16 protein-coding genes are annotated in these 21,790 nt (G+C 39.0%); all 16 read left to right on the plus strand.

Annotation, left to right across the window (positions count from 1 at the left end; genetic code table 11):
• Positions 1–49 precede the first annotated feature (49 nt).
• The 16 genes from NGR58_RS00110 to NGR58_RS00185 all read left to right on the plus strand — a co-directional run bounded on the left by NGR58_RS00110 (position 50) and on the right by NGR58_RS00185 (position 21,754).
• A complete protein-coding gene (locus tag NGR58_RS00110; RefSeq protein WP_258087728.1) occupies positions 50–1,348 on the plus strand; it encodes a bifunctional folylpolyglutamate synthase/dihydrofolate synthase in 1,299 nt (432 codons plus the stop codon).
• Position 1,349: 1 nt separating this feature from the next.
• On the plus strand, positions 1,350–1,955 hold the full coding sequence (locus tag NGR58_RS00115; RefSeq protein ID WP_258087729.1) for a non-canonical purine NTP pyrophosphatase: 606 nt from the start codon (positions 1,350–1,352) through the stop codon (positions 1,953–1,955).
• 33 nt (positions 1,956–1,988) lie between these two features.
• Positions 1,989–3,515 carry a UDP-N-acetylmuramoyl-L-alanyl-D-glutamate--2,6-diaminopimelate ligase gene (locus tag NGR58_RS00120; protein WP_258087730.1) on the plus strand — a complete coding sequence of 509 codons (1,527 nt, stop codon included), beginning with the start codon at positions 1,989–1,991 and terminating at the stop codon, positions 3,513–3,515.
• Positions 3,516–3,617: 102 nt separating this feature from the next.
• A complete protein-coding gene (locus tag NGR58_RS00125) occupies positions 3,618–3,920 on the plus strand; it encodes a hypothetical protein (protein ID WP_174855249.1) in 303 nt (100 codons plus the stop codon).
• Entirely contained in the window at positions 3,920–5,605 is a 1,686-nt protein-coding gene (argS, locus tag NGR58_RS00130) for an arginine--tRNA ligase (protein WP_258087731.1), read from the plus strand. Before NGR58_RS00125 ends, argS begins: the two co-directional genes overlap by 1 nt.
• Before the next feature lie 198 nt (positions 5,606–5,803).
• Complete coding sequence (locus NGR58_RS00135; protein ID WP_075269380.1) at positions 5,804–6,271, plus strand: arginine repressor; 468 nt, start codon at positions 5,804–5,806, stop codon at positions 6,269–6,271.
• Between the two features lies 1 nt (position 6,272).
• Positions 6,273–8,465, plus strand: coding sequence for a transglycosylase domain-containing protein (locus tag NGR58_RS00140; protein ID WP_258087732.1), 2,193 nt, complete (start codon positions 6,273–6,275; stop codon positions 8,463–8,465).
• 52 nt (positions 8,466–8,517) lie between these two features.
• On the plus strand, positions 8,518–8,862 hold the full coding sequence (locus tag NGR58_RS00145) for a YlbF family regulator (RefSeq protein WP_075269381.1): 345 nt from the start codon (positions 8,518–8,520) through the stop codon (positions 8,860–8,862).
• A gap of 354 nt (positions 8,863–9,216) precedes the next feature.
• Positions 9,217–10,410 (plus strand): metallophosphoesterase family protein, encoded by a 1,194-nt coding sequence (locus NGR58_RS00150; protein WP_258087733.1) that lies wholly within the window; start codon positions 9,217–9,219, stop codon positions 10,408–10,410.
• The gene (locus NGR58_RS00155) at positions 10,400–12,739 is read left to right on the plus strand and encodes an ATP-binding protein (RefSeq protein WP_258087734.1); all 2,340 of its coding nucleotides are present in this window, start codon (positions 10,400–10,402) and stop codon (positions 12,737–12,739) included. The genes NGR58_RS00150 and NGR58_RS00155 overlap by 11 nt, the downstream gene beginning before the upstream one ends.
• Positions 12,740–12,748: 9 nt before the next feature.
• Positions 12,749–13,717: a 3'-5' exoribonuclease YhaM family protein gene (locus tag NGR58_RS00160; protein WP_258087735.1), complete on the plus strand. Its 969-nt coding sequence runs from the start codon at positions 12,749–12,751 to the stop codon at positions 13,715–13,717.
• A gap of 95 nt (positions 13,718–13,812) precedes the next feature.
• Positions 13,813–15,345, plus strand: coding sequence for a gluconokinase (gene gntK, locus NGR58_RS00165; RefSeq protein WP_258087736.1), 1,533 nt, complete (start codon positions 13,813–13,815; stop codon positions 15,343–15,345).
• Between the two features lie 285 nt (positions 15,346–15,630).
• A complete protein-coding gene (locus NGR58_RS00170; RefSeq protein ID WP_258087737.1) occupies positions 15,631–16,722 on the plus strand; it encodes a bifunctional glycosyltransferase family 2/GtrA family protein in 1,092 nt (363 codons plus the stop codon).
• Complete coding sequence (locus tag NGR58_RS00175; RefSeq protein WP_258087738.1) at positions 16,712–18,685, plus strand: glycosyltransferase family 2 protein; 1,974 nt, start codon at positions 16,712–16,714, stop codon at positions 18,683–18,685. Before NGR58_RS00170 ends, NGR58_RS00175 begins: the two co-directional genes overlap by 11 nt.
• Positions 18,682–20,553 carry an ABC transporter permease gene (locus NGR58_RS00180; RefSeq protein WP_258087739.1) on the plus strand — a complete coding sequence of 624 codons (1,872 nt, stop codon included), beginning with the start codon at positions 18,682–18,684 and terminating at the stop codon, positions 20,551–20,553. Before NGR58_RS00175 ends, NGR58_RS00180 begins: the two co-directional genes overlap by 4 nt.
• Positions 20,554–20,587: 34 nt before the next feature.
• The gene (locus NGR58_RS00185) at positions 20,588–21,754 is read left to right on the plus strand and encodes a GGDEF domain-containing protein (protein ID WP_258087740.1); all 1,167 of its coding nucleotides are present in this window, start codon (positions 20,588–20,590) and stop codon (positions 21,752–21,754) included.
• The last annotated feature ends 36 nt before the right edge of the window (positions 21,755–21,790 follow it).

Consider the following 21,790-nt stretch of genomic DNA (forward strand, 5'->3'; position numbering starts at 1 on the left):
CTTTAGAGAGTCGCTTGGTCGACATAAAAGATGAAGGACTGGTTTTCGTATGGGCACTGTTGAAACATATCGACAATTTGAAAAGAGTTTGGGTGATGATTGGCAAGTATTACCCAGTCAACATAGTCGAGTCGGCATGTTGAAGGAAATTTTAAATTGGCTCGGTCATCCTGAGCGCCGTTTGTCGGTTATTCATATTGTTGGCTCAAACGGTAAAGGATCGACTGGTGTGATGTTGAGTAAAATCTTAACGACTGCCGGTTATCGAGTGGGTCATTTTTCAACGCCAGCAATTTTGTCAGATCGTGAAGTTGTGATGATTAATGGTCAGATGATTAGTGAAAAAGAAGTGATGTTTCACTATAAGCGTATTATGACTGAAATTAAAAATCACGGTGGCGATGAAAAAACATTAACAAAATTTGAAATGTGGACTCTGATTGCCCTATGCCATTTTGCGAAACAAGAAGTTCACTTTGCTATTATTGAGGCTGGTTTAGGTGGTACTGGGGATACGACGAATGTCGTTGAAAAGCCATTGATTGTTGCGATTACGAAAATTTCCGATGATCATTCGACCATGCTGGGGCATAATGTGCTTAAAATCGCAGAGAATGTTGCTGGGGCGATTAAGCCAGGCAGTTTAGTAGTCAATTATCCTGGACAAGATGTTGAAGTTTTTAAAACACTTCGTGATAAAGCAACAGCAGTCGGGGCAGTTTGGAATCCGTATCCTAAGCCACAAATTACATTGATGCGCTCATCACCAGAAGGGCTGATCGTTAATGCCGACCAATTAGAAGGTTTGAAATTATCATTAACGGGTGCTTATCAGGCAAATAATTTAAGTACCGTTTTGCAGGTCGTCACCATCTTAAAGAATAAGCGAATTACTTTGTCAGATGTGACAGTTGCCGAAGCATTAGCGCATGTTAAAATCACGGGCCGGATGGAGTTTGATAGCACCCATAATATTCTTTATGATGGTGCTCATAATCCGCACGGTATTTCAAGTTTGGTTGCCGCTATTCGTTCTTGGCATTTACCTTTTAAGCCGATTGTTATTTTGGGCCTGATCAAAGGTAAAAATCATATGGATATGTTGGATGAATTGCTTCCTTATGTATCAACGATCATTGCGGTGACACCTGATGCCAAAAATGCGATGTCAGCTGATGAGTTGGCAGCCAAAATTGTGATGATGAGCAATGTGGACGTTGAGATTGCTGATGATTCTACAGCCGCTATTTCGTTAGCGCGACAAGTTCGTGAGTCGTCAAAGTCATTAATTGTAGTTACAGGTTCATTTTATACATTACGGGCTATCGAAAAGGAGGACGGTATTTAACATGATTGAACGATTTGTTATTGCCTCAAATAACACCCATAAAACTGACGAAATGGTTAGTTATCTGGCTGTACTAGGTTTAAAAGGTATTAATTATCGTCAGTTGATTGATGAAATAACGTTTCCACCAGAAACCACTGATGATATGGCTGCCAATGCGCTCGTCAAAGCACAAACGATCCATAATTTATTGCCAGATGAGTATGTTTTAGCCGATGATTCGGCGCTATTTATCCCGGCCATTCCGGATCATTTTGGGGTAACGACCATGCGCGAGTTTAGGGCTCATCAGTTACGTGGCGATGATGAAATTAATCAGTATGTACTACAACAATTGCCAGCTGGTGCATCGCGCGAGGCTCATTTGTTGGCAGATTTTGTGGTGATCACACCACAAAATATCATTTATACCACACAAGGTAAGGGTGGTGTGACGCTTACTGAGACACCACGTGGTAATCGAAATGGATTATATGAGTTGTTAGAAACTGAAAATGGGCTGACCCTGGCAGAAATTGATATGCCAGCACGTGTGCATTACGCACATCGTGGTCGGGCAGCTATTAAAATGAAGAATCAATTACAACAAGCTGGCGAATTAAAATAATTAACGAATAATCAGAAAAGAGGACTAAGTTTGATGACACTCACTGCAGATAACATCACAACGTTATTAGCTGATCAAGATTTATTAGTATCAGCACCAGAATTTGATGGTGAGATACAACATTTAGCTTATAATTCAAATGACGTTGTACCAGGTACCTTATTATTTATTAAGGGGAATTTTAAAGCTGCGTACTTAACCGATGCCATCGAAAAGGGCGTTACTGCAATCGTTGCTCCGGCTAACTTTAAGCATGATACTAATTTACCAACTTGGGTAGCAGATGATGTACCAGCGGCCATGAGTATTATTGCGATGGCTTATTACCAATATCCACAAAATAGTTTAGCTTTGATTGGTATAACTGGTACCAAAGGGAAGACATCAACGGCGTATATGGCATATGAAATTTTGCGTGCGTATACACATGATAAGGTTGCGTTGTCTTCAACTTTACAAGTTATTACGGGTAATAATCCAGAATCTCATTATCGGGCACACTTAACAACGCCAGAATCAGTAGATTTGTTCCGTTGGATGCGTGAGGCGGTTGATAATGGTATGACGCATATGGTGATGGAAGTATCATCACAGGCATTTAAAATGCGCCGCGTTTATGGCCTTCATTTCAATGTTGGTATTTTCTTAAATATTAGTCCAGATCATATTGGTGAAAACGAACATCCAACATTTGAAGATTATATCCAACACAAAATGATGTTATTTGATCATTCAGAACAGGTGGTTTTGAATGTTGATACAGATCATTTTGGGGAATTGATCGAACATGCTGAATTAACGGTTCCTCGTGATGGTATTTGGTTGTATGGGCAAGAAGATGCTGATTCTCCCAAAGCGGATGTTTACTTTGAAGCGACTGATGCCAACTTACATGGCAGTGTCTTTAAAGTTCGTGAGGTGGGTCAACAAGCCGAACACTTACATATTAATGGGGAATATACTTTAGATATGCCTGGTGATTTTAATCAAAGTAATGCGTTAGCAGCAATGATTGCAACGCGTTTGGTTAATGCGGATGCACCAGCAATGGCCGAAGGGCTCGAAACGGTAAAAGTTCCCGGACGGATGCAGGTTTTAAACACCAAAGAACACGGGACAATATACGTCGATTATGCCCATAATTATGCGTCAATTGCGGCCTTATTGCAGTTTGTTCGCCAAAATGAATCGGTCAATCAATTAACGATTGTTGTGGGAGCGCCAGGTAACAAGGGTGTCTCACGTCGTCCTGGTATTGGAAAAGCCGTTAGTGAGGGTGCCGACGTTGTTTATCTGACGAGTGATGATCCACAGTATGAGGATCCAGCAAAAATTGCTGATGAGATCCAAACGGCAATCACTAATCCGAAAGTAACGATCTATCGCGAATTAGACCGTACAAAAGCGATTGCATCAGCAATCCAGGCAGCTGGTTCAGACGATGTTGTCGTCTTAGCAGCTAAAGGATTGGATGAATATCAAAAGATATACGGTGTCGATACACCATATGAAAATGATTGGGCAGTGGCAAATCGGATTGTTTCCGAATTAGAGTTCTAGTCTTTAGGCTAGAAATTTGTTATAATTTATAGAATTGTCGTTATTGCGGCCAACTATTAATAAATAAAAAACCTCAGTTATAAAAGTAAAGGGGAAACTATCATGGCTAAAGAACCAGCAGAAAATACATCAGAATTTGATATCGGTGATTTCGTCGCCGGTAAGAAGTTTGCTAATTTTGAGCATGACTTCAAAGGAATCGTTGAAAAAATTTATGAGCATTCAGTCCTAGTGGTTATTACGGAAAATAATCCTGAAGATGATGCGACCGTAAACGAATATAATCATCGTGCAGTATTGCGTATGTCAGACGCTAAAATCTTAGTAAAGACTGATAACCCTGCACCTCGTCCATCAGAAGATGATGATGAAGCGGATGATAATGCCAAAGGAGACAAAGCTTAATGGACTACAAGAATCAAATTGCCGAAACAATTGCTGCAGTTGTTCCTGAATTGGATAAAGCAACGATTCTTTCAAAAATTGAGGTGCCTAAGGATACTAAGATGGGTGATTATGCTTTTCCAGCATTTTTACAAGCCAAAGAACGTCGCATGGCACCACAACAAATTGCAAGTAACATTGTGTCAGAAATTGCAACTGACGGCTTTAAAGAAGTCAAGGCTGTTGGACCTTATGTTAATTTCTTTTTGGATCAAGCCAACTTTGGTGCTGAAACATTAGCTGAAGTGCTACGTCAAGATGACTATGGTCATAACACTGATGGTGAAGCGGGTCATGTGACAATTGATATGTCATCACCTAACATTGCTAAGCCAATGTCAATGGGTCACTTGCGGTCAACAGTTATTGGAAACTCTTTAGCTGAAATTGCCAAAGCAAACGGCTATCAACCAATTAAAATCAATCATTTAGGTGATTGGGGAACACAATTTGGTAAGTTGATGTCAGCTTATAAGCGTTGGGGATCAGAAGAAGAAGTGAAAGCTGACCCAATCAACACATTGGTAAAGTACTATGTACGTTTCCATAAGGAAGCTGAGACACAACCTGAATTGAACGATGAAGGTCGTGCCTGGTTCAAGAAGCTTGAAGATGGTGATGAAGAAGCGCACGGACTATGGTCATGGTTCCGTGAAGAATCATTGAAAGAATTCATGGAATTATATAATGACCTAGATATTGATTTTGATTCATTTAACGGTGAAGCTTTCTATAATGACAAGATGGACGCTGTGATTGATACCCTTAAGGAAAAGCAATTACTTGTTGAATCACAAGGTGCACAAGTGGTTGATTTGGAAGACGAAGGATTGAACGTTGCAATGATCCAACGTACTGACGGGGCAACTTTGTACATGACGCGTGACTTAGCTGCTGCTATTTTCCGTAAGAACAACTACAATTTTGTTAAGTCACTATACGTGGTTGGTGGTGAACAGCGTGAACACTTCAAGCAATTGAAGGCAGTCTTGAATAAGATGGGTTACGAGTGGTCAAATGATATTGAACACATCCCATTTGGTATGATTACTGTTGATGGTAAGAAATTATCAACACGTTCTGGCCGTATTGTTCTATTGAAGGATGTTTTGGCTGATTCTGTTAAATTGGCAACTGCTCAAATTGACGAAAAGAACCCAGATCTACCTAATAAGGCAGAAGTTGCTCATGAAGTTGGAACTGGTGCGGTTGTATTCCATGATTTGATGAATGAACGTCTGGGTGACTTTGATTTCAAGTTGGAAGAAGTGGTTCGCTTTGAAGGTGATACTGGTCCATATGTACAGTATACAAATGCTCGTGCGCAATCAATTTTGCGTAAGGCAGGTAAGCCTGAGTTAGATTTGACTAACTTGTCAATTGATGATGAACAAGTTTGGGAAACTGAAAAGTTAGTTGCAAACTTTAGTGATACTGTTCGCCGCGCATGGCGTGATCGTGAACCATCAGTGATTGCGAAGTATGCATTGAATTTGGCCCGTACTTTCAATAAGTACTATGCTAATTCAAAAATCTTGGTTGAAGATGACCAATTAAACGCACGTTTGGCATTAGTAACGGCTGTTTCAAATGTTTTGACTGAATCACTACGTTTGTTGGGTGTAAAAGCACCACAAGAAATGTAATTAAAATATATTAACTATTAAAAGGGTCGAAGTTCATTCCGTGTATCGGAAAACTTCGACTTTTTTACCTATAATAATGATTGATAATTTTGTCTACTAAAGGCAGAGTTAAGTGAAATAGTCGATTATGATAGAATAGTACCAGTGGTGACAGTAACGATTAGTCATCATGATTGAGTGAAAAAAGAGGAATGAAACATGGCTTTAAAAAAGCAAGAACGACAAGCAATGATTCTTGAAATTTTGGCACGTAATGTGATTGATTCTCAAGAAGAAATTTTACATCGTTTGCAAAATGCAGGTATTGCAGTCACACAAGCTACGGTCTCACGTGACATTAAAGAACTACGGATTGTACGTCGTCCGGATGTTAATGGTCAAACGAGATATCAAGTGATGGCTGATGCAACGAATCAGGCTGCTAATGATGGCAATCAAATTGAACAAGGCTTTTCAGACATGGCAGTCGATGTCACACCAGTGTCATTTATGATTGTGGTAAAGACGACGCAAGGTAATGGCAATCGTTTGGCTGCGATGATTGATGCAGCGGAAATGCCAGAGGTGATTGGTACATTAGCTGGTCATAATACAATTTATGTCACTACGCCGACAGCTGAGGCGGCAATTGCTTTAGCTGATCAATTTAATAATTGGAAGCAATAATATGAAAGATTATATTAAAGGATTAAAAAATTGGTTTCATCAAAAAATGATGCCAGTGACTAATTGGTTACGTAAATTTTTTGGTCCGTTAATTCGGTTTCACCAACGATTTTTTCAGCCATTCTATGCGTGGTTGCGAAAAACTTTTGGCCCTTTTTGGCATAGATTTCAAATCAATCGCTGGCTGATCGCGTTATTCCTGTCGCTGATTTTAGTTATCAGTGTGCTAGGAACCTTTGAAGCTAAGACGACGGATGTGTCTGATTTGAAAAAGCGCCTCCAATCAACCACTGAAATCTATGATGTTTCTGGTAACAAGGCAGGTAGTCTGTCAGGACAGAAGGGAACGTATGTCAAGTTTAGTGAGATTTCTCCACATGCGGTAAATGCCGTTATCGCTACTGAGGATCGTAATTTCTATAAGGAACATGGTTTTTCTGTCCGTGGAATGACACGTGGGGTATTGACTACCATCTGGTACCGAATTCGCGGTAGCAATGTGTCGGTTGGAGGGTCAACTTTAACGCAACAGTTGGTAAAAAATGCCTTCCTAAGTCAGGACCAGACTGTTATTCGTAAAGCACGTGAATTATTTTTATCAGTCCAAGTTGAAAAAGAATATTCTAAACATGAAATCTTGGCAATGTATCTAAACAATGCTTACTTTGGTCATGGTGTTTGGGGTATTCAGGATGCGGCTAAAAAGTATTTTGGTGTGAGTGCAGCTGATTTGTCGGTGTCGGAAAGTGCGATGCTCATTGGGATGCTACAATCTCCCAATGGCTATGATCCATTGACATATGAAGATGCGGCTAAGCAGCGGCGTGATCAAGTCATTCAAAATATGGTGTCAACGAAATATTTGACGCAAGCGCAAGCAGACTATAATGCAAAATTTGCCTTAGGCGCTACCGATCATGAAGTTGATAATTCAAATTATAATTATCCTTATTATTTTGATTCCGTCATTAATGAAGCAATGAATAAGTATGATTTGAAGGAACAAGACATTTTGAATAATGGGTATAAGATTTACACAACTTTGGACCAAAAAGATCAAACGAATTTGCAAAATGATTATGACGATGAGAGCTTAAATCCAATTGGTGATGGGTCGCAGGCGGCTTCAGTGGTAATGGATGCGAAAACTGGTGGTGTCCGTGCCGTTGTTGGTGGTCGTGGTGAACACGTCTTTAGAGGATTCAATCGTGCTACCCAGTCTCATCGTTCACCAGGATCGACGATTAAACCAATTGCGGATTATGCGCCATCATTGTCACGTGGTTTCTCATATGATTCTGACCTGAAGAATAGTAAGATGAGCTTTGGTACCAATGGTTATTCACCTTCAAATTATGGTGATTATACCAGTGAAAAAATCCCAATGTATCAAGCCTTGGAGAATTCTTACAATATTCCGGCCGTTTGGCTGCTTGATCAAATCGGTGTGAATGCTGGGTATAACGCAGCTACTAAGGCTGGCTTACCATTGGCCAAATCTGATAAGAACTTGTCATTAGCAATTGGTGGTATGAAAAAAGGTGTCACACCATTAGAGTTGACTCAAGCATATACGAGTTTTGCTAATGGGGGTCAAATGAGTGATAGCCATTTCATTACTAAAATTGTCGATACTTCTGGTAAGACGATTGCCCAAGCCAAAGAAAAGCATACGCGTCTATGGTCAAAGCGGGTGGCTAATGAGATGACTTCAATGATGATGGGTGTTTATACGCATGGTACTGGAACCGCTGCTGATCCGAGTGGTTATGATGTGGCTGGTAAAACAGGAACAACTGAAGTTTCAGGAACTAATTCAACGAGTGATAATGCCACTGACTCATGGGCAATCGCCTATACGCCAGATGTTGTTGTGACGACATGGACAGGATATGATGAAACGGATGCTGACCATACGATATCTGCCTATTTGTCGCAAACATCTGGTCCGTTAATGAAAACGGCACTTGAACAAGTTTTGCCAAATACAAAACAAACGAACTTTGGTGTCAAAAGTGTTCGCGCGAAGATGTCAGCCACTGAAAATGGGGCTTCAAATAAGAAGAATGGTATTTCTAATAACATTTCCGGTATTGGTGATGATATTAAGAATGGTGCTTCTAGTGCCTGGAGTAATGTCAAAGGTGGTGCCCAAAAAGCTTGGTCGGGAATTCAATCATTATTACCACAATAACTATAAAATATGAGATAATGGAATAACTAAAAGAGATGGGGAATAAATACTTATGATAAATATTTACGATGACGTTAACGCAGTTGCAACTACTTTACGCGAAACAGCGCAATATAAGACATTACGTGATGCCATTGATGCTGTCGAAGCTGAGCCAGAAGCTAAGGCTATCTTTGCTCGTTTCCAACAAGCACAAACACAAATCAATCAAGCAGTGCAATCAGGTAATGAACCAGCGGAGGATCAAATCAAAGCTTGGCAAGAAATTGCTAACGAGATGGAGCAATATGATTCTCTAAAGAAGATGCTTGAAGCTGAAAAAGGATTGAACCAATTGTTGATGGAAATCAACGATATCATTACCAAGCCAATTGCCGAATTATACGGTCAAGATTAAATAATAGAGATGAGAGCGAGATAAAAGTCGTTTTGAAGCCGGTGTGTAACGTGATTTGCGATATTTTACCCGGAGCAAAGCGAAGGACAGGAATGTCGTAAATTGTGTTACATTGAGGCTTCAGACTTTTAGAACGCGTTTAAGCTATAAAATTTATAAGCGTATAAATTAATTTGTTTTTAGCAAACAAATGTTGAGACATTTACTTTTGTCCCAACATCATATTGATAAACAGGGTGGAACATGTGATTTTGTTCCACCCTGTTTTGCTGTATTAACGTCTTTTAGAACGTTCTCTTTTTTTTGTCGTCAAACTCCCATATAATGAAATTAAAAACAAAAAGGGGCTGGAAAATGAAATTTATTCATGCAGGCGATTTACACCTGGGTAATCCATTTGGTGGTTTATCCGTGACACCAGATTGGTTGACTGACAAGTTACAATCTGCAACCGAAACTGCCGTCCATCGCTTGGTGGATGATGCCATTACTGCTGCAGTGGATTTTGTGGTATTAGCAGGTGACTTATTTGATTCAACCACGCCCGATGCGCGCGCACAATTAGATTTAGTCAAAGAATTAGAAAGATTAGCAACGGCCAACATTCCGGTATATATCGGGTTTGGTAACCATGATTATGTTGTTGATTGGCAACGGTTACCAACATTTCCAAAGAATGTAACCCTGTTTCCAGAAGCGGTGACTACGTATGATTTACAGACCCAAAATCATGAGACAGTAGCAATTTCAGGATTTTCATATACACAACGGCATATTACGACTGACCAAGTGGCCCAATTCCCAATGAAAGCTAATCAAGCTGATTGGCATATTGGTGTTTATCATGGTGCGGTGGGTGAAGTCGGTTCAGGAAATTATGCCCCGTTTAATTTGCAAGCATTGCAAGACAAACATTATGATTACTGGGCATTAGGTCATATTCATGTGCGAGAGACATTGCAAGCTAAGCCATTTATTGGTTATTCGGGTAGTATTCAGGGATTGGATAAAACTGAAACTAATGCCAAAGGTTATTATATGGTAGAAAGTGACGGTGATGAACTAGTACCGACATTTACTCCGGTGGCGCCAATTACTTGGGTGACGGCAAACTTACGGACAAATCGTGACTTGAGTACGGTTGTTCAATATGTACGCGAGCAATTTGCGGCCAAGGATGAGTTTGAATTAATTACGTTAGAGTTGATTACTGAAGACCCCAATGTCCTGTCAGCCATTGTGAACCAACAATTATTGGCACAATTTGTGGCAGCAGCTCAGCCTACTGATATGTTCTTTATCTACGATATTCAGGCACAAACGCAAGACCAGCAGATGCCGTTACCAGCTGTTGATGAGACCTATTGGTCAGAAACCGTGGCTGATGTATTTACCCGAGAGCAATTACAAAAACTAGGCCTAAAACAGGTGACGGATGTCGCTGTTTTAGATCATTTTTTAAATGAACAGACATTGCAGGAGCTACATACAGCAGTTCAAACACAATTGCACTTGGCACAGATGGGGGATGAATATCATGTGGATTAAAAAAGTGCATATTGTGGGCTTTGGTCAGTTTAATGAACAAACATTTGATTTTGTGCAGGGATTACAAATTGTGCAGGGATTAAATGAAGCCGGTAAGACGACTTTACATCAATTTTTATTTGATATGTTATTTGGCTTTCCACAAGCTAAAGGTCGTAAAATCAACACTTATGAGCCATTAAATAAAGGCCCATATGGTGGTAGTATGCAATTTGAAGTTGATGGTCAACTTTACGAGCTGGAGCGTTTAGGCAGAACACAAACAGCAACGACTTTAACAGCCGTCGCAACGGGGCAACAATTTGCTGATCCGGAAGCAATGCTGACCAAGTTATTGGGACCAGTTGACCGTGACTTATATTTGGCAATTTTTAGTTTTGACCAAGCAGCTTTAATGAATATCTTTTCACTAAAGCCAGACGACTTTGCATCATACTTGCGGACGTTAGCAACACCAGGAGCTCAGAATTGGTTAGAAGTTGCGAATCGCTGGGAAAAAACAGCAACGGCAAAATTTGGTAGCACTAAAACAGCGCATCGTGAGCTCAACCAAGCTTTGGCAAATTTAAAGACACAACGCCAACAGTTACAAAATAAGATTCGCCAACAGCCATCTTTAGATAAGTTACAAGCAGAGGCGCAACATCTAAGTCAGCGGGTAACGAGTTTACAGCAACGGCAAGAGCAGATCCAAGGTCAGATGAGTCACCAACAAGCACAGGTTCACTTAGTACCGGTGTATCGACGTTGGCAGCAGATTAAGCAACAAGTCAAAGCGACTGGTAAATCGTTGGATTTAACGGTTGCTGACAAAGCTGACCGTGTCCGGCAACAATTAGCCGCATTAGATGAAGTGATGGTAACGACAGCGGTTACGAAGCAACAAGTTGAATCAGCGACCGTTGCTTTACGGCAATTAGAAAAATTAGAAAAGCAGCAACAAACTTTGGCTGAACAACAAGTCAAATCTGTCCAGGCTCAAAATGAATTATTGGAAAAATATCATTGGACACAGATACCACCATTATTAACAGAGCAACAAAAAGCTCGTTTGGGTGGTCAAAGAGAAACGACGCAAGCAAATTCTGATTATCGCTGGTTGATAGTAGCGGCAATAATTTGTGTTGTGGTTATTATTGGTGCTTTGCTGGCGGGTCATTGGATGATCGGTATGCTGTTAGCGGTGCTTGTCTTAGTCATTAGTTGGTGGGGTAGTCGCCGACCAGAACAAACAAAAACAACACTGAATGGGTCACAAGATTTACCAGCTGCCTATCAACAAATGTCAGCCAACGATATTTTTGCTGTCCAGGCGGATATCCAGCATATTAATGATATGATGTCGTCTAATAATCAAATTATTCATGATCAACAGGCGATGATGCCAGAGTTGGTCAAAGTACGAGCGACTTTAAATTGGTTAGGTGAAGGCTTAACTGTTGACGAATACCGCAAGCGTCTTGCTGATATCCATATTAAGCAAGAAACCATGGGACAACAACAGTTACAACGCGCTAATCTACAACAAACTTTGCAAGACTTGTATCAAGAACTAGGTGTGAAAGATGCTGCCATGTTGCGGCAACGGCGTGATGCACAACGTCATATTAATGATTTGCAGCGTGAAGCAAATGTGCTTGAAGAACAACTAAAAGATGCTGACTTGCATGAGTTAGCTGCGCAAACTGTTGTTAAGCCAGATGATCAGTCAGAAGCGGACGAGCAGCAACACATTTTAAAGCGTATTCAGGATGAGAAAAATCAGTTGAATCAAAAGTTGGCTGAAATCAATGTACAATTACAAAATCTACAAACTGATAATACAATCGAGCATCAGCAACAGGTGGTGGCTAACCAAGTAGCCGTTGTTAATCAACAATTGACTCAGTATTTTGTTGATCGGCTAGGTAGTGAGTGGATTAGGCAGGCATTGAATGCGGCCATTGCTGATCGGTTGCCAAATCTTTTGACGCAGGCAGGGGTTATTTTAAGCCAGTTGACCGATAATCATTATCAAACGATTCAGCAAACGAAGACGTTGCTCAAGGTGGTTCGTGATGATGGGAAGATTCTAGGGGTGAATCAGTTATCAAAAGGAACGGCTGAACAATTGTATGTGGCATTGCGGTTAGCCTTTGTTAAAACTGTAGCCGCTGCTTTGCAGTTACCGCTGTTGATTGATGATGCCTTTGTTGACTTTGACAATCAACGACGGCAAACCATGTTGAACGTATTGAAAGATCTGGCATCATCTGAACAACAAATTTTTTACTTTACGGCGCAAAAGACACCAGGAGAACAGGTCTTAGAATTGACGCATCAACAATAGGAGGTTGTTTTGACAAAAGCATTAAAGGACTATCAATTAGATGAACGAGTTGAAACCTTTGCATTACTTAAAGAAGTTGATGCCCGGGTAACACAACAGGGAAAGCGTTATTTAGCTTTACAATTAGCTGACCGTTCCATGGATATCAAGGGGATGAAATGGGATGCTACCGAAGCAGAAGTCGGCAAATTAGCTGCCGGCATGGTAGTCTATATTCAGGCGGTACGCCAAGCGTATCAGGATAAACCACAATTAAAGGTGTTGTCGATTCGACCAAGTAAAATTGGTGAACCACAGGATACAGCAGATTTTGTGGCTGCTGCACCTATGAAAAAACAAGATATGGCCGAAGAAGTATCAGCAATTATTTTTCAGATTACTAATGCCAATTGGCAACGCATCGTACGACACATTCTTGGCAAGTACCGTGAGGCGTTTCTGCAGTTTCCAGCTGCTAAAAGTAATCATCATGCCTTTGCAGGTGGGTTAGCGTACCATAGTTTGTCGATTGTGCATTTAGCACAAGCTGTTGTTAAGCAATATGGTAATTTAAATGCTAGTCTATTATATGCGGGGGCTTTATTGCATGATATTGGGAAGGTTATTGAACTTTCTGGACCAGTTGCGACGCAATATACAACTGCTGGTAATTTGATTGGTCATATTGTGCTAGTTGATGAAGAGATTGTTTTAGCAGCCACGGAGTTACAGATTGATTTAAAGAGTGAAGACATGCTTGTTTTGCGGCATACAGTTTTGGCACATCATGGTTTATTGGAATATGGCTCACCTGTACGTCCGATGATCAAAGAAGCGAATGTGCTACACCAGTTAGATGAACTAGATGCTGGTATGCAAAGCTTTGATAACGCTGTGGCTGAAACCCAACCTGGTGAATTTTCACCTCGCCAATGGGCCTTAGATAATCGCAGCGTTTATCGACCAAGTGAAGAGCATCTCGCAGATGAAACAAGGTAGAAAAAAATTTTCGTGAATTCGTTTGCAAAATGTAAGCTTTTTACATAAAATTATAGTAAGTGATAAAGCAAAATTAGATTTGAGAGGTTTTAATAATGGATTACCTAATTGGAGTTGACTTAGGAACCACATCAACAAAAGTTGTCCTATTCGATACTAAGGGACATGTTATTGCAAGTGCTAATAAAGGTTACAAGTTATACCGTGATGCACCCGATATGGCTGAAGAAGATCTAGATGAAATTTGGGAAGCGTTTACTGATGCGATGGCACAAGTAACTCGTACTGCCAAGGATGGTAAAATTTTGGGTGTTTCATTTAGTTCAGCAATGCACTCATTGATTGCCTTTGATGCTGACTGGAAGCCTTTGACTCGTGTGATTACGTGGGCAGATGCACGTGCTGTTAAGTACACAGAGCAATTAAAGTCAAGTGGTGTTGGTCAAGAGATTTATAGTAAGACTGGAACACCAATTCACCCAATGGCTCCTTTGTCAAAACTTCTTTGGTTAAAGAATGAGCAAACTGATATTTACAACAAGGCAGCTCATTATTTGGGTATTAAAGAATACTTGTTTAACCGTCTATTTGGCGCTAACAAGATGGACTACTCAATTGCATCAGGAACTGGTTTGTTTAATATCTTTAATTTAGATTGGGATGAACAAGCATTATCAGTTACTGGTGTTGCTAAGGATCAATTACCAGAACCTGTGGATCCATACACTATTGAAAAGGGCATGAATCCACAATATGCTGCTGAAATGGGCTTGGATGTCGATACGCCATTTATTTATGGTGCAGGGGATGGTCCATTATCAAACCTTGGTGTTAACGCTATTCAACCAGGTGTTGCAGCCGTTACGATTGGTACATCAGGAGCTATCCGTGTCGTTACAGATGCACCAAAGATCGATCCAAAGGGACGTACATTTACATACGCCTTGGACAAGGACCACTGGGTTGTTGGTGGACCTGTTAATAACGGTGGTGATGTCTTCCGTTGGGCACGTGACAACATGTTCGATTCAGAAAAGTCAACGGCTGAATTATTAGGGGTTGATTCATACGATCTCTTAACTGAAATCGCCTCAAAGATTCCAGCTGGTGCTGACGGGTTGTTGTTCCACCCATACTTAGGTGGCGAACGTGCCCCAATTTGGGATGCTAATGCGCGTGGTTCATTCTTTGGTTTGACACACAACCATACGCGTGCTCACATGGTACGCGCTGTCCTTGAGGGTATTATCTTTAATATCTACATGGTATCGCTAGCACTTGAAGAGGTTGTTGGTGACTTATCTGCTATCCAAGCAACTGGTGGTTTTGCTCGTTCACCATTGTGGCGTCAAATGGCTGCGGATATCTTTGAGCAACCAGTCACTGTGCCAAAGGCCTTTGAATCAGGTGCCTTAGCAGCAACTGTGATGGCACAAAAGGCTTTGGGATTGGTTGATAACCTAGAAGTTATTGGTGATATGATTGGTGAAGCAAACACTTACCAACCAAATCCAGATAACTATGAGGCTTATCGTGAATTGACACCAATTTTCATTCGTCTATCTCGTCAATTACAAACAGAGTACAAGGCAATTGCTGATTACCAACGTACCCATATTGACAAATAATTAATAAATTTTAAGTAAAAGTGGTTGGACATTATCTTGCCTTAACCGCTTTTTTTCGTTAGTAAAAATATTTTTTCTAAAAAAACATCCCGTAACTGTTGTGCTGATAGCATATCAAGTTACGGGATATTTTAGTGTATCATTATTTTTTTAGCTATCAAAAAAATGGTCTATTTTCTAAAGAAATGCTTACGAATATAAATTGGTATATGTTTTGACTTTCAAAAATCATATCAGTAAAATTACTTTACCAGATAATATATAGAGAGATATGAGAATTATAAAATGACATTACATCAATTTTATAACATTGGTATACTTATACCTGCTTTTAACCCTGATGACAAATTGATTTATTTATTAGATGACATACACCAACAAACAAAATTTAATCAAAAGATTGTTATTGTTGATGATGGATCACTAAATCAAGACATTTTTGAACAAATTACGACCAAGTATGGTCAAAGTATTGTTGTCCTACACCACGATAGTAATCAAGTGAAGGGGCAAGCATTAAAAACCGGTTTCCAATATTTTTTGCAACACTATCAATATATTAACGGTGTTGCAACAATTGATGCGGATGGGCAACATAAAGTGAGTGATCTTCGAAACTTAGAAGATAATTTTATAAAACATCCTGAAGCATTGATTATTGGTGGCCGTACTTTTGACGAAGCAGTACCTTTAAGAAGTAGATTGGGTAATCTGGTAACCAATCAATTAGTGAAGGTATTGACTGGTATCCGAGTACAAGACACACAAACTGGACTCCGAATTATTCCAATCAATTATGTAAAATTATTAATCTCATTCCCGACTAACCATTATGAATTCGAATTTGATATGTTATTGGCGACTAAAAAGGCGGGGATTGAACTTGTAGAAGTTCCCATTCAAACGGTGTATTTGGATAATAATGCGACGTCGCATTTTAGGGTTATCCATGATTCATTAGCTATTTACAGTCGCTTTTTTAAGTTTGCGTTTAGTGGTGTCAGTTCGTTTGTCATTGATATTGTTAGTTTCTATGTGTTGGTACATTTTATGATGACATATACTCATGATTTTATTATATGGGCAACGCTTATTTCACGCGTCATTTCAGGACTGTTTAATTATGTCATGAATAAACAGTTTGTTTTTAGTACCCAAACTCGGCAAGCTCTTTGGAAATATAGCGGATTATTTCTTTGCCAATTGGTCGCCTCTGGTTTATTAACGACAATTTTTAGTTATCTAACAGCGTTAAACCAGGCAACTTTTTGGATTAGTTGCATTAAGATAATGGTTGATCTTGGCCTGTTTTTGATTAGCTATCAAATTCAAAAAAGATTCGTATTTCGGGAGGCCAAGGATACTAATGCAGCTTAAACTTCATCAAAAAGTATTATATGGATTAGCGGTTATATTAACGGTTATTTACCTGATTTGGCGAACCTTTTTCACGTTGCCATCGCATGATCACCTTGGTTCATTTGTCGTTGCTATATTACTCTTGCTAAGTGAAATATTGTCTAATATGACTGCGTTTATTATTATTTATTTCCGTGTGAACTTTGATAAAAATAAGAATCAACAACTAGATTTACCTGATATTGCTCCTGAGATTGTCTGGCCGGATATAGATGTCATTATTGTGACACATGAAGAAGATATTGAATTATTGCGAAAGACAATCAATGCCGCGGTGAATATGACGCCCGGCCATCATCAAAAAGTTAATATTGTGATTGCTGATGATGGTAATCGACCATCAGTGAAGTTATTGGCTGAAGAATATCAGGTAATGTATATTGATATGCCTGAAGGTAATCAGGCGGCAAAAGCAGGTAATATTAATCACGCTTTAAAATTTATTCAGGCACCGTTATTGGTGGTGTTTGATGCAGATATGATTCCCTTTCAAACTTTTTTGCTACATTCGGTGCCTTATTTTATTCAAAATAAACTGATGCAAGAGCAAGATAATCAAGTGAAATCCTTGGGCTTTTTACAAACACCTCAAAGCTTTTATAATGCTGATATTTTTCAGTATAATTTGTTTTCAGAAAAAACAGCGACCAATGAACAGGACTTCTTTTCACGGGATATCAATATCCTAAATGGCTCAAATGGGGCAGCAATTTTTACCGGATCCAATGCCGTGTTTGCCAGAGAAGCGATTGATGCAGTTGGTGGTTTTCCTGAAAAGACATTGACCGAAGATTTTGAACTAGGCGTGCGCATTAATTTAGCTGGCTACATCAGCTTGGCAACGAGTGAACCAGAATCAAGTGGGATGACACCAATGGCCATCAAGAGTGTTGTTAAACAACGTGTTCGCTGGGCACGGGGTGTTATCCAAAGTGCTCGGAATTTACACATATTGACTAACCGTCAATTACCATGGGTGAACCGTTTGATTTTGATCAATGTGTATCTATATTGGTGGTCTTTTGCAAGAAGAATGTTGTTTATCTTGGCACCCATCTTATTTGCTCTTTGGCATATTAAATTAGTCGATGTTAATTTTTGGCTATTACTTATACTATGGGCGCCAGGATATCTGTTACTACATTATGTGTTAGGGAAAAGTTATACTAACATACGTGGTGAGCGGTGGGGTGAAATACATGAAACCTTTTTTGCACCATATCTTTGGCTGCCTGTTCTTTTGGAGACCCTGGGGATTAAGCAGAAGAAGTTTAAGGTGACCAATAAAAATAATGGACAATCAACACAGGCAATCCTTTATGGTATCCCGTATTTAGCACTGTGGTTGCTTGATGTTTGGGCACTAATTTCATTTAATTACGGTAAATGGGGCTCTGAAATTATGTATGGGGCGATTATCAGTTTTTGGCTGCTTACCCATTTGATTAATTTAACATTTAGTTTGTATATCGCATGGGGTCGCCAGATCAATCGTCAATCAGAGCGTTTTGCCCGATCAGTTAAAGGGTCTATACAAGTCAATGACGAGACAAATATACCGATAACCACAATTGATATATCTGATAAAGGTTTGTTATTTAGACAATCTGAAAGTATTGGTTTGGAAATTGGACGCGAAGTGGTTGTTGAACTTTATCATGCTGGCAAAACGATTACATTCAGTGGGGTTATTCGGATGAGATATGATGACAATACAAGATATGGGCTACAGATTACCTATATTACCTCAGATAATCAAAACAAGTTATATCATCTTATTTACAATGGTAGAAATACGTTACTACCTAGGGAAAAAGATTCTTGGATGACCATTTATGATGCACTGTTATTTAATGTTGGTTATCACTTGAAAAATAGCTGGCGAAATATCCAGTCATATAGAAGGATGAAAGAAAAATGATGATGGCAGCAATTCTGTTTGCGTTAGCTTTACTAGGATTTCAGCAGTTAGTGATGTTCCTTAAGGGCAGTCAATATTTATCATGGTTGCTTGCAATTATTGTGCAAAGCTTAGTTGTTTATATTTTCGCACTAGCCCATCAGTTACGAATAGGTATTTGGCTAACGTTCATTAGTGGGCTAATGCTGGTAATAATTTTTTTCGTGGTTAGGCTAAAGCAACGACAGTTACATCAAATAAAGTTACATCTATTTGATGTATGGTTTATGATCTTTGGTATCTTAATCAGCCTAACTTTGTTGAAAAGCCCGTTGATTCATTATGACAATTTTACCCATTGGGCAACCATGGTAAAGTATTTAACTTTCGTCGGTGAACTGCCAGATGCCCAACAAAATTTGGTGACGTTCACTGATTATCCACCAGCTACAGCGATGTTTTTAACCTATTTATCGACGATTGTAGGTTATCATGAAGGCAGTCTACTGGTCGGGCAATTTGTGATTATTGGTGCGGGTCTATATGCCTTATTTGGGGTACTTCGCGATCAACGACGTGCCTTAATAACGGCAGGCTTGGTGTTCATGTTGACGCTGATTAATATCTTTAACATCGCCATTAGATTTAATAACTTGTTAGTTGATTGTCTGATAGCTATTTTAGCGATAGCAGGTGTTAGTGCTGTCTATATTCATCAGAATCAACGTGGTTGGCAAATTGTTAGTACAAGTTTGATTGTCAATTTTTTATTATTGACCAAAAGTTCGGCGATGTATTTTGCAATCTTGATATTAATTTATTTTGCCATAGCTAATTTGGCAAAGATTAAAAATAAGGCGCCTAAATGGCGTGAGGTCATTAAAACGACCGCAGTAATTATCTTGACGACTGCTGGAAGTTTTATTGGTTGGTTACTGTGGCGTGTTCATGTCGCTAATGTGTTTACGAAAGTATCCAAACATGCTTTAAATTTGCAAGCCTATCAAAGCCAAGTTGATCATGAATCTGCAAATACACAAAAACTAATTGTTCAAAAATTTATTAGTTACATGACTAATACGGACACGTTATTTTTTCGAGGGATCCTATTAGTTAATATTGCCTTATTACTGACTTGGTTAGTGATTCGTGTTGGTCTTCATAAAAGAAGTTATAGTTTGCTTATGTTAGCAATCACTGATTTAGTTACAGCCATCTATGTGATTGGTGTACTGGGAATGTATGTCGTTTCAATGCCATATGCTGAAGTCATCAATTTGGCTGGTATTGATCGTTACTTATCAACGACTGTCATATTTAGCATTTTATTAAGTGGTGTCATTATTTTAAATGATATTGACCGAGCATCGTTTCAACCAATTGTTGCGCAACGAAATTCAGCTAGTTTTGCCAATTTACAAACAAAACAGGTGTATCAAGAAAGTACTTTTTTCTTGCTTATCTTTTCAAGTGTTCTGATGTTGTCAGAGATTAATGGTATTAATTTTTTGAATCAAAAGATGAACGATGCATTGCCGATAAAGATGCAGCAGATGGTGCCTAATCAAAATACGTTTAACCACAAACGTATTTTACTTGTTGATGCGAAAGCACAAGACGTTAACAATGCTTATGCAAACTATGTGGGTCGTTATTATTTATTTAGTGATCATGTGGACGGGCGTGAAGCATTTGATGTCTCATCCAAGCAATTTCAGTCAATTATTCAGGGGTATCAATATGTTGTTGTGCCTAGATACCATCAAACTTTTTCAAAATTAACAAGCAAAACTTATCATGAACATGTGCGTACGGGTATTTATAAGGTAACTAATAATGGTATAAAACCGTTATCGACTGCAAACTACTTAGCTGAGATGAATAAATAATATGCTCTGAAATAGTGAATAATAGAGGCATGGGATGGAAAATATAATGGAAATAACAGTCATTATAATTACTTCATTGTTAATTATAATGGGGATTGTTGCAATCGATTACTCAATTAGAACCTGGATCGATAAAGTTAACGGATCGGTAGTCCTAAAAAGGTGGTTAATTTGGTTAAGAGTGGTGATACCAATTGTGGCCATTGTGATGATTGATTTAAATTACTCAGATGCGACTGATATTTGGGGTCGATTAACTGGTTACAGCGTTGAGATATCGATTGCCTGTTATTTTATTGTGCATGTACATGACAAATTATTTGTGTATGCAACGGATTGTATGGCGCTTGTTGTCATGTTATTTAATATCAGCGTGTATTTTCCGGCGGTACCAAATTATCAAGATTTTGGTAGGCTACTTCTTTCGTTATTTGGTGTGTTATTAACTATATTTATAAATCATCTGATTTATAGTTACGATGTTTTTAAAATCAGGTCGCGTGTTCGATTTTTTGTCATCATTTGTTTGTATAGTATGTCGTGGTGGAGTATTTTATCGCTTAATCAAACATTTTCTGGTTATGATCTGCTAGCACAAATGGTTGCTAGTATCGTTAATATTTCGATTATTTTGTCGTTGGACTTAGTTTTTAGAAAACAGCTTGAGTCGTTGACCCATGAGATTGATGCAGATTTTTTAACGCAAATTGGTAACCGTAAAGCATTTGAATTTGCGTTTCAACAACTGTTTAATAAGTATGAAAAAAGACAGCATGATTGGTATCTTGTGATGCTGGATATCGATGATTTTAAACAAATTAATGACCAATTTGGTCATATAGTCGGTGACACAGCATTGCGTCGTTTATCGAAAGAGGTTAATCTACAGTTATATGATCTACAATTAGATGCTTCGTTTTTCAGAATAGGCGGGGAAGAGTTTGCTATTTTGTTGACGCATATTGATGAATCGCATTTACCGCAAATTATTGAACAACTCAAGACAACTGTTGGTCGAATTGATATTACAACTAATGGTGAGCAGTCTGTAAAGATATCTATATCGATAGGAGTTGCTAAGTATCAGCATCATGATAATAGTGCTGCAGTGCTTTACGAAAGAGCAGACTCGTATTTATACGCAGCTAAAAAAGATGGCAAAAATTCAGTGAACTATGAAGGTAATAAGTTAATAAAATAGGGCATGTAAATGTCGATACCGCTAATCTAATTAGAT

This window comes from Weissella fangxianensis, from assembly GCF_024718545.1.
Taxonomy (GTDB): Bacteria; Bacillota; Bacilli; order Lactobacillales; family Lactobacillaceae; genus Weissella; species Weissella fangxianensis.

What these genes read in the sequence shown, in the direction of transcription:
- NGR58_RS00110 (WP_258087728.1), top strand. Translation starts at nt 50, where the DNA reads ATGGGCACTGTTGAAACATATCGACAATTTGAAAAGAGTTTGGGTGAT.
- NGR58_RS00115 (WP_258087729.1), top strand. Translation starts at nt 1,350, where the DNA reads ATGATTGAACGATTTGTTATTGCCTCAAATAACACCCATAAAACTGAC.
- NGR58_RS00120 (WP_258087730.1), top strand. Translation starts at nt 1,989, where the DNA reads ATGACACTCACTGCAGATAACATCACAACGTTATTAGCTGATCAAGAT.
- NGR58_RS00125 (WP_174855249.1), top strand. Translation starts at nt 3,618, where the DNA reads ATGGCTAAAGAACCAGCAGAAAATACATCAGAATTTGATATCGGTGAT.
- argS (WP_258087731.1), top strand. Translation starts at nt 3,920, where the DNA reads ATGGACTACAAGAATCAAATTGCCGAAACAATTGCTGCAGTTGTTCCT.
- NGR58_RS00135 (WP_075269380.1), top strand. Translation starts at nt 5,804, where the DNA reads ATGGCTTTAAAAAAGCAAGAACGACAAGCAATGATTCTTGAAATTTTG.
- NGR58_RS00140 (WP_258087732.1), top strand. Translation starts at nt 6,273, where the DNA reads ATGAAAGATTATATTAAAGGATTAAAAAATTGGTTTCATCAAAAAATG.
- NGR58_RS00145 (WP_075269381.1), top strand. Translation starts at nt 8,518, where the DNA reads ATGATAAATATTTACGATGACGTTAACGCAGTTGCAACTACTTTACGC.
- NGR58_RS00150 (WP_258087733.1), top strand. Translation starts at nt 9,217, where the DNA reads ATGAAATTTATTCATGCAGGCGATTTACACCTGGGTAATCCATTTGGT.
- NGR58_RS00155 (WP_258087734.1), top strand. Translation starts at nt 10,400, where the DNA reads ATGTGGATTAAAAAAGTGCATATTGTGGGCTTTGGTCAGTTTAATGAA.
- gntK (WP_258087736.1), top strand. Translation starts at nt 13,813, where the DNA reads ATGGATTACCTAATTGGAGTTGACTTAGGAACCACATCAACAAAAGTT.
- NGR58_RS00170 (WP_258087737.1), top strand. Translation starts at nt 15,631, where the DNA reads ATGACATTACATCAATTTTATAACATTGGTATACTTATACCTGCTTTT.
- NGR58_RS00175 (WP_258087738.1), top strand. Translation starts at nt 16,712, where the DNA reads ATGCAGCTTAAACTTCATCAAAAAGTATTATATGGATTAGCGGTTATA.
- NGR58_RS00180 (WP_258087739.1), top strand. Translation starts at nt 18,682, where the DNA reads ATGATGATGGCAGCAATTCTGTTTGCGTTAGCTTTACTAGGATTTCAG.
- NGR58_RS00185 (WP_258087740.1), top strand. Translation starts at nt 20,588, where the DNA reads ATGGAAAATATAATGGAAATAACAGTCATTATAATTACTTCATTGTTA.